General features: G+C 61.9%; 12 protein-coding genes. 10 read left to right on the top strand and 2 right to left on the bottom strand.

The window, feature by feature from the left end; translation table 11 throughout:
* Positions 1-217: IS630 transposase-related protein (locus NKJ06_RS12050; RefSeq protein ID WP_352809843.1), on the bottom strand; the 217-nt coding region annotated here is incomplete at its 3' end.
* Between the two features lie 460 nt (positions 218-677).
* On the opposite strand from NKJ06_RS12050, the gene NKJ06_RS12045 reads away from it, so the two are divergent.
* Positions 678-1,592 carry a DUF2865 domain-containing protein gene (locus tag NKJ06_RS12045; RefSeq protein ID WP_352633408.1) on the top strand — a complete coding sequence of 305 codons (915 nt, stop codon included), beginning with the start codon at positions 678-680 and terminating at the stop codon, positions 1,590-1,592.
* Between the two features lie 123 nt (positions 1,593-1,715).
* Positions 1,716-1,952: a hypothetical protein gene (locus NKJ06_RS12040; protein WP_352633406.1), complete on the top strand. Its 237-nt coding sequence runs from the start codon at positions 1,716-1,718 to the stop codon at positions 1,950-1,952.
* A 38-nt stretch (positions 1,953-1,990) separates the two neighbouring features.
* Here the strand turns inward: NKJ06_RS12040 and NKJ06_RS12035 are convergent, their stop codons facing one another.
* On the bottom strand, positions 1,991-2,341 hold the full coding sequence (locus NKJ06_RS12035) for a hypothetical protein (RefSeq protein WP_352809841.1): 351 nt from the start codon (positions 2,339-2,341) through the stop codon (positions 1,991-1,993).
* Positions 2,342-2,528: 187 nt separating this feature from the next.
* Here NKJ06_RS12035 and NKJ06_RS12030 point away from each other — a divergent pair, with 187 nt between their 5' ends.
* The 8 genes from NKJ06_RS12030 (at position 2,529) to eglC (ending at position 14,960) form a co-directional block, all read left to right on the top strand.
* Positions 2,529-7,097, top strand: coding sequence for a PAS domain-containing protein (locus NKJ06_RS12030; RefSeq protein WP_352633402.1), 4,569 nt, complete (start codon positions 2,529-2,531; stop codon positions 7,095-7,097).
* Positions 7,098-7,665: 568 nt separating this feature from the next.
* Positions 7,666-8,721: a phosphate ABC transporter substrate-binding protein PstS gene (pstS, locus tag NKJ06_RS12025; RefSeq protein ID WP_352633400.1), complete on the top strand. Its 1,056-nt coding sequence runs from the start codon at positions 7,666-7,668 to the stop codon at positions 8,719-8,721.
* A gap of 64 nt (positions 8,722-8,785) precedes the next feature.
* Positions 8,786-9,769, top strand: coding sequence for a phosphate ABC transporter permease subunit PstC (gene pstC / locus NKJ06_RS12020; RefSeq protein WP_352633398.1), 984 nt, complete (start codon positions 8,786-8,788; stop codon positions 9,767-9,769).
* Positions 9,770-9,772: 3 nt separating this feature from the next.
* Positions 9,773-10,624: a phosphate ABC transporter permease PstA gene (gene pstA, locus NKJ06_RS12015; RefSeq protein ID WP_352633396.1), complete on the top strand. Its 852-nt coding sequence runs from the start codon at positions 9,773-9,775 to the stop codon at positions 10,622-10,624.
* Complete coding sequence (gene pstB / locus NKJ06_RS12010) at positions 10,621-11,424, top strand: phosphate ABC transporter ATP-binding protein PstB (RefSeq protein WP_126070813.1); 804 nt, start codon at positions 10,621-10,623, stop codon at positions 11,422-11,424. The genes pstA and pstB overlap by 4 nt, the downstream gene beginning before the upstream one ends.
* Before the next feature lie 25 nt (positions 11,425-11,449).
* Positions 11,450-12,157: a phosphate signaling complex protein PhoU gene (phoU, locus tag NKJ06_RS12005; protein ID WP_352633393.1), complete on the top strand. Its 708-nt coding sequence runs from the start codon at positions 11,450-11,452 to the stop codon at positions 12,155-12,157.
* A 19-nt stretch (positions 12,158-12,176) separates the two neighbouring features.
* Positions 12,177-12,866, top strand: coding sequence for a phosphate regulon transcriptional regulator PhoB (phoB, locus tag NKJ06_RS12000; protein WP_140509737.1), 690 nt, complete (start codon positions 12,177-12,179; stop codon positions 12,864-12,866).
* A 669-nt stretch (positions 12,867-13,535) separates the two neighbouring features.
* Positions 13,536-14,960: an endo-1,3-1,4-beta-glycanase EglC gene (gene eglC, locus NKJ06_RS11995; RefSeq protein ID WP_352633391.1), complete on the top strand. Its 1,425-nt coding sequence runs from the start codon at positions 13,536-13,538 to the stop codon at positions 14,958-14,960.
* Positions 14,961-14,985: the final 25 nt, after the last annotated feature.

Genomic DNA, 14,985 nt, shown 5'->3' with positions numbered 1-14,985 from the left:
GCAGCCACTCCCGATGCTCACCGGCAATCTTCTTGGGCCTGTGCCCACCCATCTTGCCGGGCGCAAGACTGTTCGTTTCGCGCAATCGGCTCACCCATCGGATGACGGTGCTGATCCCAACCTCAAAGCGTACTGCCGCCTGCCGCCGCGACAGGCCACCCTGCTCAACTGACGCAACAACCCGTTCGCGAAGATCCATCGAATAAGGCTTGCCCATCCATGCTGGCCTCCTGACCCAGCCAGCAGGTTGAATCAGATTTGCACGCCTAAGGGAATCCCCGCCGATTCAGTCTCATTTCATCCCGCTCTAGCGAGCAAAACAGGTTTCTTGTCAGGTCCGAGACCGTGAAGTGGATCGACATCTGCGTTCTCCTTTGACCATCCAACGCCCAAGACCGGGCAACGGTTTCAAAGGCGCCTGGCGGTAACGGCGGATTGATCACGGGTTCGTCGCGCGGCCGGACCCTCGACGATCGTCGCCGCATTGTTTTGGGGTTCGTCTCAATCTTGAAATAAAAATGTAATATCGAATTTACAGGAGACGACCTAATACACTAGGTAAAGGTCTATTCAGGTGGAAAAGCTTGAAAGAATTAGACTTTACTCATTTAGCTAAAGCTTGCCGAAGTCAAGTACTGTAATTCCAGGTTCTCAGCGACAAGGACCAAGTTGTCCCGATGACCCGTTTCTCGCCTCTCATGATGATCGCGCTGATATCGGTGTCGGCGGTTTTGCTCGGCACGCTTTCGTCGCATGCGGACAGCTGCGGCGCGATCAGAAGCCAGTTGCTTTCGGCCGGCCGCGGCGGCGGGGCAAGCCCGGAGCTTGCCCAGTTGCGCCGGCAGCTTGCCGCCATCCAGAATATCGAGAGACAGCGCCAGTGCATCGCGAAAAGTTCGCTCGGTGGCCTCTTCAACGCCTGCGCCGACCTCGCCAGGAGCCGCACGGACGTGCAGCGCCGGATCGCTGCCGCGGCGAATTCGGGCCAGGACACATCGGGCCTGCAGGCGCGCTTCGTCGCGCTTGGCTGCGCACCTCTGGCAAAGCAACGGCCAGCGCGCGCCGCACCCAGCACCCAATCGGCCGGGGCCACGCTCGGCGGCAATGCGATGCTGTTTTGCGTGCGCCTGTCGGATGGCTATTTCTTCCCGGCGCCAAAGTCGCAATTCGCCGCCAGCGGCGATCTGAAGGAGACGGCCGACCAGTGCCGTTACATCTGCGATGATCCCGGCGTCGACCTCTACACGTTGAGCGACGCCAACCTCGAAACCGACCAGATGGCCGCGCTCGATACGCGCAAGCCCTACACCGAGTTGCCGGCGGCCTTCAGATACCGCGATGACGCGAATTTCAAGGCATGCGACGTCAAGCGCTATTACCAGCGGGTCACCGAACTGCGAGCCAGGACGGTGACGCCCGCCAACATGAGCAACGCCGTCATTCCGCTGCCGATGGCAAAACCGGATCTTGGCACCGTTGCGGCCGTTCCCACGACCGATGCCGAAGCTCCGGGCGCCGCCCAGCAGCAGTCGATCGAGGCCAGCACGCGATCGGTGCGCGTGGTCGGCCCGGCCTTCTTCCCCGCCGACTGACCGCCAGCCTTTCCGACTTGGCGGATGGCCGGGTTGCAGCGAGCCCTGTTACGATCCGGCTGAACACGGAGGAACAGAGAGGCGCTCACGGCGTTGTGATCGACATCAGCCAGGAGAAACGCCATGGCCACGTTCAGGGAAATGCGGGTGCTGGAGATCGTCGAAGACGGCTCCCTGACCACCGAACAGAAAATCGCTGAACTGCGCGAGATCGAATCCGAGGCGCGCGGGCTGCAGCGGGCAGCCTCGGAGAGTCCGATGGACGACGATGACGGCTGGCAGGACGATTTGCGTCAGGTTCGTCTCGCACTCGACAAGCTCGGTGCGAAACAGCCGAAAAAGGGCGCAGCCTCGCTGTGAAGGCAAGCTGCGCTATTTGCTGATCGTGCTTGCGCGATCTAGTCGCAGACCATGCGAGCCCTCTTGCCGGGTTCGCTAACGTTCCTGCATACCAGCGGCTTCGTCGGCGAGGAAAGGGAGGCTGACGCGGGCAGCTTCGTCTGGTGCCGTCTGGGCGCGGCATGCGTCATGACCCTGCGCTCGGAAAATCGCCTCGGCTGTGGCGCCACCGGAAAGGCGCTGTTCTCGACCTGGGATGGCCCGTAGTCGACATTCGGAGGCGGCCGGTCCCAAAAACGCCGGGCATCGAGCGGCCTCGGGATGACGACGGTGCCGTCATAACTGCGCGAGCAGCCGCTGCCGAAAAGCAGCGCCAGCCCCATGAAAAAAGGCACAATCCGTCCGAACATCCGCAAATACCCCTTGGAGCTAATATAGCGGCTTTGGTCCCGCCGACAACCGGCGGAATAACGCAGGCCGTGTCGGCCGATTTATCCAACCGGCCGTTAAGGTTAGCGGATCGTTAATGCTTCTCGGGCACATTCCGCCGGCGAACCGAGAGGAGGGTTCGGCCTTGGTTTTCGGGGTGGGGACGGCATGGCGGAAGCGGACGATACAATTGGCGCGCGCGGCAAGCGCGGGCCTCGCAAATCGACGGCGCATGGCGACGATGCATCATCGTCCGCCACAGGTATGGATTCGACCGATGCGCTTCGCCAACTTGTCGAAGCCGGTTCGGACTGGGTCTGGGAGACCGACGCCGAATTGCGATTCTCCTGGCTTTCGCAAAACTACCAGGCAGCCACCGGCATCGATCCGGCAAACGTGCTTGGCCGGTTCCGCTTCGACTTCCTCAACCAGGTCCTGAACGGCGACCGCAGCGGTGCCGCGCATCTGGAGGATCTGCAGGCGCACCGGCCGTTTCGCGACTTCGTTTATGAACTGAAAGGTGGCAGCGCCGACTGCCGCTGGGTTTTGACGTCAGGCTTTCCAAGGTTCGACGGCGAGGGACGGTTTGCCGGCTATCGCGGTATCGGCCGCAACGTCACCGCATTGGCAGGCGCCTTCCAGACCCCGGGGCAGGAACCGTCGGCGGGCGGCGAGAGCGACCAGCATCTGGTCGATCTCGAGCGGACGATGGACGCCATGCACATGGGCGTCGTGCTTCTCGATGCCAGGCTCGACACGCTGATCATCAACAAGGCCTATCGCGACCTTTCCAGGATTCCGGACGGCACTGTCACCGTCGGCGCTCCGTTCAGCCTGTTGATGGAACTCAACCGCCGCAACGGCATCTATGGCGACATCGACGAAGGGCAATGGCAGCGTTACCTCGCCACCCGCATCGAGGAGATTCGCGCCGGTTCCGTCGCGCCACGCGAGTTTCTCCACGCCAACGGCAGGACGATGATGTTCTCGGTGACAGCGCTGTCCGGAGGCAAGCGGCTGTTGACCTATTATGACGTCACCGAAATCAAGAATCGCGATGCCGAGATCGAGAGCGCCAACGCCAAAATCGCCGAGACCTTCGCCAATCTCCACACCATGGTCGATCAGATGCCGATCGGCGTCCTCGTCCTTGATGCCGATATGCGCGCCGAAGTCGTCAACCGTGCCTTCTACGATTTCTGGCAGATCGACGCTCGCCGCGCCGGGATCGGCTGCGGCTTCCGCGATCTGATGGACGCCAGCCGCGACATCGACCCGTTTGGTTCCGACGACGCGACATGGCGGCGGCATATCGCCGAGCGCGAGGCGGAAATCAGGGCCGGCACCGCCGGATCGCGGCAGTTCCCGCGCAATGACGGCCGCACGCTGATATCGTCGATGGCGCCGCTGGCCGGCGGCAAGCGTCTGATCTCCTATGTCGACGTCACCGACATGAAGGACCGCGAGGCCGAACTTGCCGACGCGCTGGAGAAAGCGCGACTGGCGGAAGCGGTGATCAACGCCGTCAAGGATCCGATCTTCGTCAAGGACGACCATCTGCGCTTCGTCTTCGTCAACGAGGCGTTCGCCGCCTTGTTTGGCCAGACGCCGCAAGCCATGCTCGGCAAACCCGGCGGCGATTTCCTCTCGCCGAACGCTGTCGCGCTTTTCGAGCAGAGCGAACGGGACGTGCTTGCCAGCGGGCGCCCGTACGAAGTGGAAGAAAATTTCGAGGCCGATGGCGCCAGCCGTTCGCGCATCGTCAGAAAGAGCCGCGTCGGCATGGCCAGCGGCCGCAACTACGTTGCCGGTTTCCTGTTCGACATTTCCGACATGAAGCGCCGCGAGACCGAGGCCGAAGATGCGCGTCAGCATCTCGCCAGCGTGCTGGAATCCTTGCCGGCCGCCGTGATCATCTATGATCGCGACGACAGGTTCGTTTTCGCCAACCGCAAGATCCAGGATACGCTGCCGGCCCTGAAGCCGGCATGGCAGCCCGGCCGCACATTGCGCGAGGCGCTCGTCCTCGGCCATGCGAACGGCTATTTCCGCAGCAGCGGCGACCCGCAAGTCGACAAGCTCTACGACGACCATCCCGACCGCTGGCTGGATGCGATCCTCGCCCGCTACCGCTTGCCCAGTTCCTCGTTCGAACGCCCCAATCCCGACGGCCGCTGGTATCAGGTCTACGACATGCGGACCGGCGATGGCACCTTCATCGGCGTGCGGGTCGACATCTCCGAGATCAAGAGCCGCGAGGCGGCGTTGCGCGACTCGATGCGCCAGATCGATCTGTTCCGGCACGTGTTGGACGAGCTGCCGGTCGCCGCCTTCATCAAGGCGCAGGACCTGAGCATCGAGTTCGTCAACAAGGCCTGGTGCGCGATCACCGGTTTCGCCAAGGAGGAGGTCATCGGCCGCACCGACCGCCAGCTGTTCGGAGTGCAGGACGCCGATGGCTACAGCCATGACGACACGCAAGTCGCCGTGACTGGCGCCTTCAAGGAGGTCGAGGAACCCGTCACCCATCGCGACGGCACGATTCGGCAATTGATGACGCGCAAGAGCCGCCTGGTGGCGCTGGACGGATCGGTGCATCTGGTCGGTTCCAGCACCGACATCACCGAGGTCAAGGCACGCGAGCGCGCGTTGGAAGAGAGCATGCGCGAGAACGAGGTGTTCCGCAGCCTGATCGACAACGTGCCGGTGTCGATCTACGCCAAGCGCTCCGACCTCAGGCAGTTCTACGTCAACAAGGGCTGGAGCGATCTCACCGGCTTCGGCAGGGATGAGGCGATCGGCAAGACCGACATCGAGATCTTCGGGCCGGACGGCGAAGCCTTCGTCAATGGCGACCTCGCCGTGCTGCGCACCGGCGAAACCCAGGAGGTCGAGGAGACGGTGACGCTGGCCGACGGCAGCGTCAGGCATCAATTCGCCCGCAAGGGCGCGATGATCGCGTCCGACGGTTCGCTCTACCTGATCGGCTCGACCACCGACATCACCGAGCTGAAGATGCGCGAGGCCGAACTGCGCGAGGCGCGCCAGCGCGCCATACTCGCCGACCGCGCCAAGTCGGAATTCCTCGCCAATATGAGCCACGAGATCCGAACGCCGATGAACGGCGTGCTCGGCATGGCCGAACTCTTGGCCAAATCGGACCTCGACCCCAAGCAGAAGACGTTTACCGACATCATCGTCAAATCGGGCAACGCGCTGCTCACCATCATCAACGACATCCTGGACTTCTCCAAGATCGACGCCGGTCAGCTGGTGCTCGATCCGGCGCCCTTCAATCTCGCCGAAGCGATCGAGGATGTGGCGACGCTGGTGTCGACACGCGCCAAGGAGAAAGATCTCGAACTCATCGTGCGCGTCGAACCTCGTCTCGAGAGCCTGTTCGTCGGCGATGTCGGCCGCATCAGGCAGATCGTCACCAACCTGCTCGGCAACGCGGTGAAATTCACCGATGAAGGCCATGTGCTGGTCGACGTCACCGGCGAGAGGGTTCCGACCGGAACGAAACTCACGATCTCGGTCACCGACACCGGCATAGGTATCCCCGAGGAAAAACTGAAACTCGTGTTCGAGAAGTTCAGCCAGGTCGACACCTCGTCGACGCGGCGGCACGAGGGAACCGGCCTCGGCCTCGCCATCACCTCGCGGCTCGTCGAGCTGATGGGTGGCGACATCGGTGTCGAGAGCGCCGAAGGCAAGGGCTCGACCTTCTGGTTCACGGTAACGCTGCCGAGGGCCGGGGAGCAAAACGGGCAGCGCATCATGCCGATCGACGTGACCGGCGCGCGTGTACTGATCGTCGACGACAATACCGTCAACAGGGCCATCCTGACCGAGCAGATGACATCGTGGACGTTCGATTCCTGCGCGGCAGAGAGCGGCGCCGAGGGCCTCAAGGTGCTGGTCGCCGCCGCCGCTTATGGCGTGCCGGTCGATTGCGTCGTGCTCGACTACCAGATGCCTGAGATGAGCGGCGCCGAAATGGCGCGGATCGTGCGCAACACCGCAGGCCTTGCCGGCACGCCGATCATCATGCTGACCTCGGTCGACCAGTCGCTCGCCAACACCAGCTATCGCGATCTCGGCATCGATGCCCAGCTGATCAAGCCGGCGCGCTCATCGGTGCTGCTGGAAACGCTGGTCGCCACCATCCAGCGGCATCGCCACACCACGACCGGCAGCGACGTCCCGCCGCTCGCCGGCACCGTCCCTCCAGGCAATGTGGCGCGGCCACAGCCGTCGGCGCCGGCGGAGCAGCGGGCGCTGCTGCAGCCGCCTTCGGTACGCCCCCGGCTACCCGCGACGGGTGGTGGCGAGTTCAGGCTGGATATCCTGGTTGCCGAGGACAATGAGGTGAACCAGATGGTGTTCACCCAGATTCTCGGCGAGACCGGTTATGGTTTCGAGATCGTCGGCAATGGCCGCAAGGCGCTCGATGCTTTCGGCCGGCTCAATCCGTGCATGATCCTGATGGATGTCTCGATGCCGGAGATGAACGGGTTGGAGGCGACCGCCGCGATTCGCCGGCTGGAGGAAGAGACCGGCACGCATGTGCCGATCGTCGGCGTCACCGCGCATGCGCTGAAGGGCGATCGCGAACGCTGCCTGGAGGCCGGCATGGACGACTATCTGCCCAAGCCGATCAGCCCCAGGGCCCTGCTCGAGAAAGTCGAGCGCTGGGTCGGCGCCAGCCGCCAGGCTCAGCGCAACGCCGGCTAAAGGCCGGCGTCGCACACCCCCAAACCGCGTTGCGCATGTTGTGCTCCCAAAGCCGGAGCCCTTCTGGGCGATATGCATTTGCCCATTCGGCGAAGATTCGCGGCTACCGCCAACGCCAAGACTATGGCGCGATCGCGCCATATCAAAGGCGGCACGCAGCCGAGAGAATGACCACATTCGAATTCCGCTCTTTCCAGTTACGGGCGGGAGCAGCGACCGCCGGCATGAGACAGCGTCAACCTACCCCAACGGACCTGTTTTCGGCGATGGCCCGGCCACGACACCGTGGCCGAGAGCAACGCGCTCCCGTCCGGCTTTTCTTTATAAAATCCTGTTGAAACCCAAATCGCCGGCCACCTACGGCCTAAATGTAGCAAGTCCCTGATTCCGGGGGCAAAGCCGCGTTCCATCGGGAGCGCCGGCCAGGCGGCATTTTGCTCGTCCCGGACACGCGTTACCGGGGTGACATCAAACTGTCATGCGACTGTAATAATCGAAGGCTATTGGCCTCAGCGGGCGCCGAGAGGAATGGCGCCGAGAGACCATCTTCCGAACAGGAGCAGGCCACATGAGACATTTCATCCGCTCAGCGGCCGTTGCGATTGCAATGGCTACGGCGTCCACTTTCACCCTTTCCGCGGCAATGGCAGCTGATCTTTCCGGCGCCGGCTCGACCTTCATCTATCCAGTGTTCGCCAAGTGGGCCGACACCTACAAGAAAGACACCGGCGTCGGCCTCAACTACCAGTCGATCGGTTCGGGCGGCGGCATCAAGCAGGTCATCGCCAAGACCGTGACCTTCGGCGCCACCGACAAGCCGATGTCCGATGCCGACCTGGAAAAGAACGGCCTCATCCAGTTCCCGATGGTGATGGGCGGCATCGTGCCGATCGTCAACCTCACCGGCGTCAAGCCGGGCGAACTGGTTCTTGACGGCGCGACCTTGGCCCAGATCTACCTCGGCGCCATCACTACCTGGGATGATGCGGCGATCAAGGCCTTGAACCCGACCCTCACCCTGCCGTCCACCGCGATCGCCGTCGTGCATCGCTCGGACGGCTCGGGCACGACCTTCAACTTCACCGACTACCTGGTCAAGCTGTCGCCCGACTGGAAGGACAAGGTCGGTTCGGACACGGCGGTCGAATGGCCGACCGGCGTCGGTGCCAAGGGCAGCGAAGGCGTTGCCAACACCGTCAAGCAGACCGACGGCGGCATCGGCTATGTCGAGTATGCCTATGCCAAGCAGAACAGCCTGTCCTACTCCAAGCTGGTGAATGCCGCAGGCAAGGTCGTCGAGCCGTCGCTCGAATCCTTCGGCGCCGCTGCTTCGAATGCCGATTTCAAGGGCGCGAAGAACTTCAACGTCATCATCACCAATGAGCCCGGCGACACCACCTGGCCGATCGCTGCCTCGACCTGGGTGCTGATCCACAAGGTTCCCGACGATGCTGCAGCCACCGGCGAAGCGCTGAAGTTCTTTGCCTGGGCCTACAAGGACGGCAAGGAAACCGCCAAGGCGCTCGACTATGTGTCGATCCCCGACAGCGTCGTCGACCTGATCAAGACCTCCTGGAAGGCCGATATCCAGGCCGACGGCAAGCCCGTCTACGCCGGCGAGTAACTTCCTTTGAAGGAGCGCCGCGCCGCGGCGCTCCTTTTCCTCAACTCAAAGAGCCGAGCTTCACATGAGCGCTGTCCAGGAAGCCTTGCCAGCCATTCGAGGTTCGCGCGACGCGATTGTCAGACGATTCGCGCTGACTGACGCGATCTTCCACGGAATGACCCGGGCTGCCGCCATATTGGTGCTGGTCCTGCTTGGCGGCGTTGCGATCTCGCTTTTTGCCGGTTCCTGGCAAGCCCTGTCGACCTTCGGCTTCTCCTTCCTGACCAGCGAAAGCTGGAACCCGGTGACAGAGAAGTTCGGCGCGCTGGCGCCGATCTACGGCACCATCATCACCTCCGCCATCGCCATCCTGATTGCCGTGCCGCTCGGCATCGGCATCGCCATCTTTCTGACCGAACTTTGCCCACGCCCGCTGCGGCGGCCGATCGGCATGGCGGTGGAGCTGCTCGCCGGCATCCCCTCGATCATCTACGGCATCTGGGGCCTGTTCGTGCTGGCGCCGTTCCTGCAGACGACGGTGCAGCCCTTTATCATCGGCGTTTTCCACGGCATTCCCGGCCTCAGCAGCCTGTTTGCCGGTCCGCCCTACGGCATTGGCCTGCTGACCTCGTCGCTGATCCTTGCCATCATGGTGCTGCCCTTCATCACCTCGATCACCAAGGACGTCTTCGACACGGTGCCGCCGGTGCTGAAGGAATCGGCCTACGGCATCGGCTGCACAACCTGGGAAGTGACCCGCCGCGTGGTCATTCCCTACACCAGGATCGGCATCATGGGCGGCGTCATGCTCGGCCTTGGCCGCGCGCTCGGCGAAACCATGGCGGTGACCTTCGTCATCGGCAACGCGCACCGCATCTCGACCTCGCTGTTCGCGCCGGCAACGACGATCTCCGCGACCATCGCCAATGAGTTCACCGAAGCTGTCGGCGACCTCTACACGTCTTCGCTGGTGGCGCTCGGCCTGATCCTGTTCGTCATCACCTTCCTGATCCTTGCCATCGCCCGCTACATGCTGATGCGCATCGATGCCCGCACCGGAGCCTGACCGATGTCGACAGCCACATCGCTTCACCAGAGCCGCAAGAGGAAGAATGCCGTCATGATGACGCTGTGCGTCACCGCGGCGGGCATCGGACTTGCCTGGCTGGCGCTCATCCTTGGCGCGCTGGTTTACAAGGGCGCCGCCGGCCTGTCCCTTGACGTCTTCACGCAGATGACGCCGCCGCCCGGCGACGCTGGCGGCCTGCTCAACGCCATCTATGGCAGCGTGGTGATGACGATCATCGCCGTCATCGTAGGTACGCCGATCGGCGTGCTGGCCGGCACCTACATGGCCGAATATGGTCGCTTTTCCAAGCTGACCACCGTGGTGCGCTTCATCAACGACATCCTGTTGTCGGCGCCGTCGATCATCATCGGCCTGTTCGTCTACGAACTGATGGTGCGGCCGATGGGGCATTTCTCGGCAATCGCCGGTGCTGTCGCGCTCGCCATCCTCGTCATTCCGGTCGTCGTGCGTACCACCGAAGACATGCTCAACCTGGTACCGAACGCCTTGCGCGAAGCCGGCACCGCGATCGGCGCGCCGCGCTGGGTGGTCATCAAGTCGGTCGCCTACCGCGCCGCGCTTTCCGGTATCGTCACCGGTATATTGCTGTCGATAGCCCGTATCTCCGGCGAGACGGCGCCACTGCTCTTCACGGCGCTCAACAACCAGTTCTGGTCGAGCAATCTCAACGCGCCGATGGCCAGCCTGCCTGTCACCATCTTCCAGTTCGCTCTCAGCCCTTACGAGGAATGGCAGCAACTGGCCTGGACCGGCGCACTCATCATCACATTGACGGTTCTCGCGCTCAGCATCGTTGCTCGCAGCCTGACCGGACGCAGAGAGGACAAATGAGCCAGATGTTGTCTCCAGACATGACGATCGCCGCCGAGGCCACCGCCAAGGCCAAGATCGAGGTCAAGAACCTCAACTTCTACTACGGCCAGTCGAAGGCGCTGAAGGACATCACGCTGTCCTTGCCGGAGCGCAGCGTCACCGCTTTCATCGGGCCTTCGGGCTGCGGGAAGTCGACGCTGCTGCGCGTCTTCAACCGCATCTACGAGCTCTATCCCAAGCAGACCGCCGAAGGTCAGGTGCTGCTCGACGGCCAGAACGTTCTCGACCGCTCGCAGGATCTCAACCTTTTGCGGACCAAGATCGGCATGGTGTTCCAGAAACCGACACCATTTCCGATGTCGATCTATGAAAACATCGCTTTCGGCGTCAGGCTCTATGAGAAGCTCAGCAAGTCCGAGATGGACGGTCGCGTCGAGCAGGCGCTGAAGCGGGCAGCACTCTGGACCGAGGTCAAGGACAAGCTCAACGCCAGCGGCCTCAGCCTCTCCGGCGGCCAGCAGCAGCGGCTCTGCATCGCCCGTACCGTGGCGGTGAAGCCGGAAGTCATCCTGCTCGACGAGCCGGCCTCGGCGCTCGATCCGCTGTCGACCGCCAAGATCGAGGAGCTGATCGACGAGTTGCAAGCCGACTACACGATCGTCATCGTCACCCACAACATGCAGCAGGCGGCGCGCGTGTCGAAGCAGACGGCCTTCATGTATCTGGGCGAGCTGGTCGAGTTCGACCGCACCGAGAAGATCTTCACGTCGCCCCGCGAGAAGCGCACGCAGGATTATATCACCGGCCGATTCGGCTGAGTTCAGGCATACGAGGGACAGGATCATGAGCGAACACACAGTCGCTTCTTTCGACGAGGATCTCGGTCAGATCAGCAGGCTCATCAGCGACATGGGCGATCTCGCCAGCTCGATGGTCGGCGGTGCGACCAAGGCGCTTTTGAATTCCGACAACGCGCTGGCACAGCGTGTCGTCTCCGACGACGCCATCATGGATGCGCGTCAGCGCGAGCTCGACGATCGCGCCATCACGTTGATCGCCAAGCGGCAGCCGATGGCCGACGATCTGCGCCATGTCGTCGGTTCGATCCGCATGGCCGGCGATCTCGAACGCATCGGCGACCTTGCCAAAAACATCGCCAAGCGCGTCGGCACTGTCGGCCTCAGCGTTACGCCGCGCGACCTTTCGCACTCGATCGATGGAATGGCGCAACTGGTGTTGATCCAGGTGCAGGGCGTCATCGAGGAATATGCTGCCCGCGACGCCGAGGCGTTGGCAAAACTACGCGCCGACGACGAGCGCATCGATGTCAAGTACACGTCGGTGTTCCGCGAACTGCTGACCTACATGATGGAAGATCCCCGCAACATCACGGCGTGCACGCATCTGTTGTTCTGCGCCAAGAACCTCGAGCGCATCGGCGACCACGTGACCAACATCGCCGAAAATGCCTATTATGTTTTGACCGGTACGCAGCTGCCCGCCAATCGTCCGAAGCAGGACGAGACGGCAATGTCCGCGCCGGCGGCATGATGACAGGGGTGACCAGCCGATGATCGCGCCACGCATCATGGTGGTGGAGGACGAGGAGCCGCTAGGCGTGCTGCTCCGCTATAATCTGGAGTCCGAAGGTTACCAGGTCGAGGTGGTGACGCGCGGCGACGAGGCCGAGATCCGGCTGCAGGAGAACGTTCCCGACCTTCTGGTGCTCGACTGGATGGTGCCGGCGGTTTCCGGCATCGAACTCTGCCGGCGCCTGCGAATGCGTTCCGAGACCGAGCGGCTGCCGATCATCATGCTGACCGCGCGCGGCGAGGAGAGCGACCGCGTGCGCGGCCTCTCGACCGGCGCCGACGATTATCTGGTCAAGCCGTTCTCGACACCGGAGTTCATGGCCAGGGTCAAGGCGCTGTTGCGCCGCGCCAAGCCGGAAGTGCTGTCCAGCGTGCTCAAGGTCGGCGACATCGTGCTCGATCGTGAATCGCACCGGGTCTATCGCAAGAAGAGCGAGATTCGGCTCGGACCGACCGAATTCCGCCTGCTCGAATTCATGATGCGCCATCCCGGCCGCGTGTTCTCGCGCAGCCAGCTGCTCGACAATGTCTGGGGCGAGACGATCTACATCGACGAGCGCACGGTCGACGTGCATGTCGGCCGACTGCGCAAGGCGGTCAACAATGGCCGCATGCCCGATGTCATCCGGACCATTCGTGGGGCAGGCTACGCGATTAGGGAAGACTAAAGCGCGTCGCGGTTGAACGGATTCAGGCGACGCGCTTTAGGTGTTTGTTTTTTATGCATGTCGTTTTCCCAAAACCGAGGTCGCTTTTGGGCGACATGCATTAGGTGCCTGTTCCGTCCCGATAGATCGTGACCAGGAAAACTCGATTAGCAGGCGGTCGCCAACGGCCGCGAAGGCTGGAATGTTGCATTCGTCTCATCGATGGGGAGCGAGCACGTGACGCCAGGAGCGGTCATCCCCATCAGTTTTCGAATGACCGCATTTGGGCTAAAGCGACAGGCAGCTTCTGGCGTTCTCCGATCTCCCAAACTCTCTATGTGCCCCGGCTGGCGGCAGGAAGCACGGCCAGCGACACGCATTAGTCGGTCACATCGCCATCTTGCCCGCAGACTCCGACCAACAAGCCGCGCACTCAAGAATTAATTTGAGTTAATTTATATATAGGATGTGTATTTTGCATAAATACACAATTTTATTAAATTTACTTCAACCTACAGCAGGTTCTCTGCTCTTTATTCATTGTGTGTACTCCGAATATTCAATACGATCTCGGATCGAATGACGATTCCGTGGAACGATCTCGTTCTTTGCAACGTTGCTTTGAAAGCGGTCGCCGGACTTTGCGCCGAATGATTTGACCAGGTCGGACACCATGAGGAAGGATTTCTGATGAGCACGGTCTTAAACGCCAAAGGCATCCCCCTTCCCTACACCGGCGCTTCCACTCATTGGTTCTCGGCCACCGGGTCCGGGCCAGAACTGCATGGCACCTCCGGCAACGACTCCTTCTGGGGAGACACCGGCGTCAATGTCACGATCTACGGTGGCGCCGGCGACGACTACTATCACCTCTATTCCACCAACAATAAGGTGGTTGAAGATCCCGGGGCAGGGATCGACACGATCGACACATGGATGAGCTACAAGCTCCCCGACAATTTCGAGAACCTCGTCGTTACCGGCGCCAATCGATATGCGTTCGGAAATGCGTTGGACAACATCATCAAGGGCGGATCGGGTCATCAGACGCTGGATGGCGGCAAGGGAAATGATGTCCTGATCGGTGGTGACGGCGCCGATACTTTCGCCATCTCCAAAGGAAATGGAAGTGATCTTATCTTCGATTTCGGTGCGACCGATGCGGTCCGCCTTAACGGGTATGACTTCACTTCGTTCGATGCCGTCCGTTCACAGATGGTCCAGGTGGAATCGAACGTGATGCTGAACCTCGGATCCGACGAGATCCTGGTGTTCAAGAATACGACCATCGACAAGTTGCAGCCCACCCAGTTCGAACTTCCGATCGACAAGTCCGGCATGACTTTGTCCTTCTCCGACGATTTCAACACGCTGAGCCTTCGGGACGGGCAGGACGGCACCTGGAATTCCAATTTCTGGTGGGGAGCGCCGAACGGCAGCACGTTGAGCAGCAATGGCGAGTTGCAGTGGTATATCGACGCCAATTATGGCCCGACGAGTTCCGTCCACCCGTTCAGCGTTGAAAACGGCGTCCTCACCATCACCGCCGCGCAGGCGCCGGAGGACATCAAGCCTCTGATCAACAACTACGAATACACCTCGGGGATACTGACGACCCACGACACCTTCGCGCAAACCTACGGCTATTTCGAAATGCGGGCGGACCTGCCCGAAACGGCCGGAGCCTGGCCGGCCTTCTGGCTGCTTCCTGAAGACGGCTCGTGGCCGCCGGAGCTGGACGTTGTCGAAACGCGCGGCCAGGACCCGAACACGCTCTACATGACGGCGCATACCAATGAGACGGGAGCGCACACCAAGGTTTCGTCCACGGTGAACGTTGCGGACACCGACGGTTTCCACACCTATGGCTTGCTCTGGACGAAGGATGAGCTCGTCTGGACCTACGATGGTGTTAAGGTCGCTCAAGCGGCGACGCCCGCCGACATGCACGATCCCATGTATATGCTGGCCGATCTCGCGGTGGGCGGCATTGCTGGCCAGCCTCCTGACCATCTGGCTACGCCGGCGGAGATGAAGATCGACTACATCCGCGCCTATACGCTGGACGACCTGCAGCACCACCCCTTGGACATCGCCGGCGACCATTCGGTCTAAGCGACGCCCTCATGTTGGGGCCATG

Source organism: Mesorhizobium sp. M0293 (genome assembly GCF_040321735.1).
In the GTDB taxonomy this organism is placed as follows: domain Bacteria; phylum Pseudomonadota; class Alphaproteobacteria; order Rhizobiales; family Rhizobiaceae; genus Mesorhizobium.
This window is presented reverse-complemented; position numbering and strand designations above follow the sequence as displayed.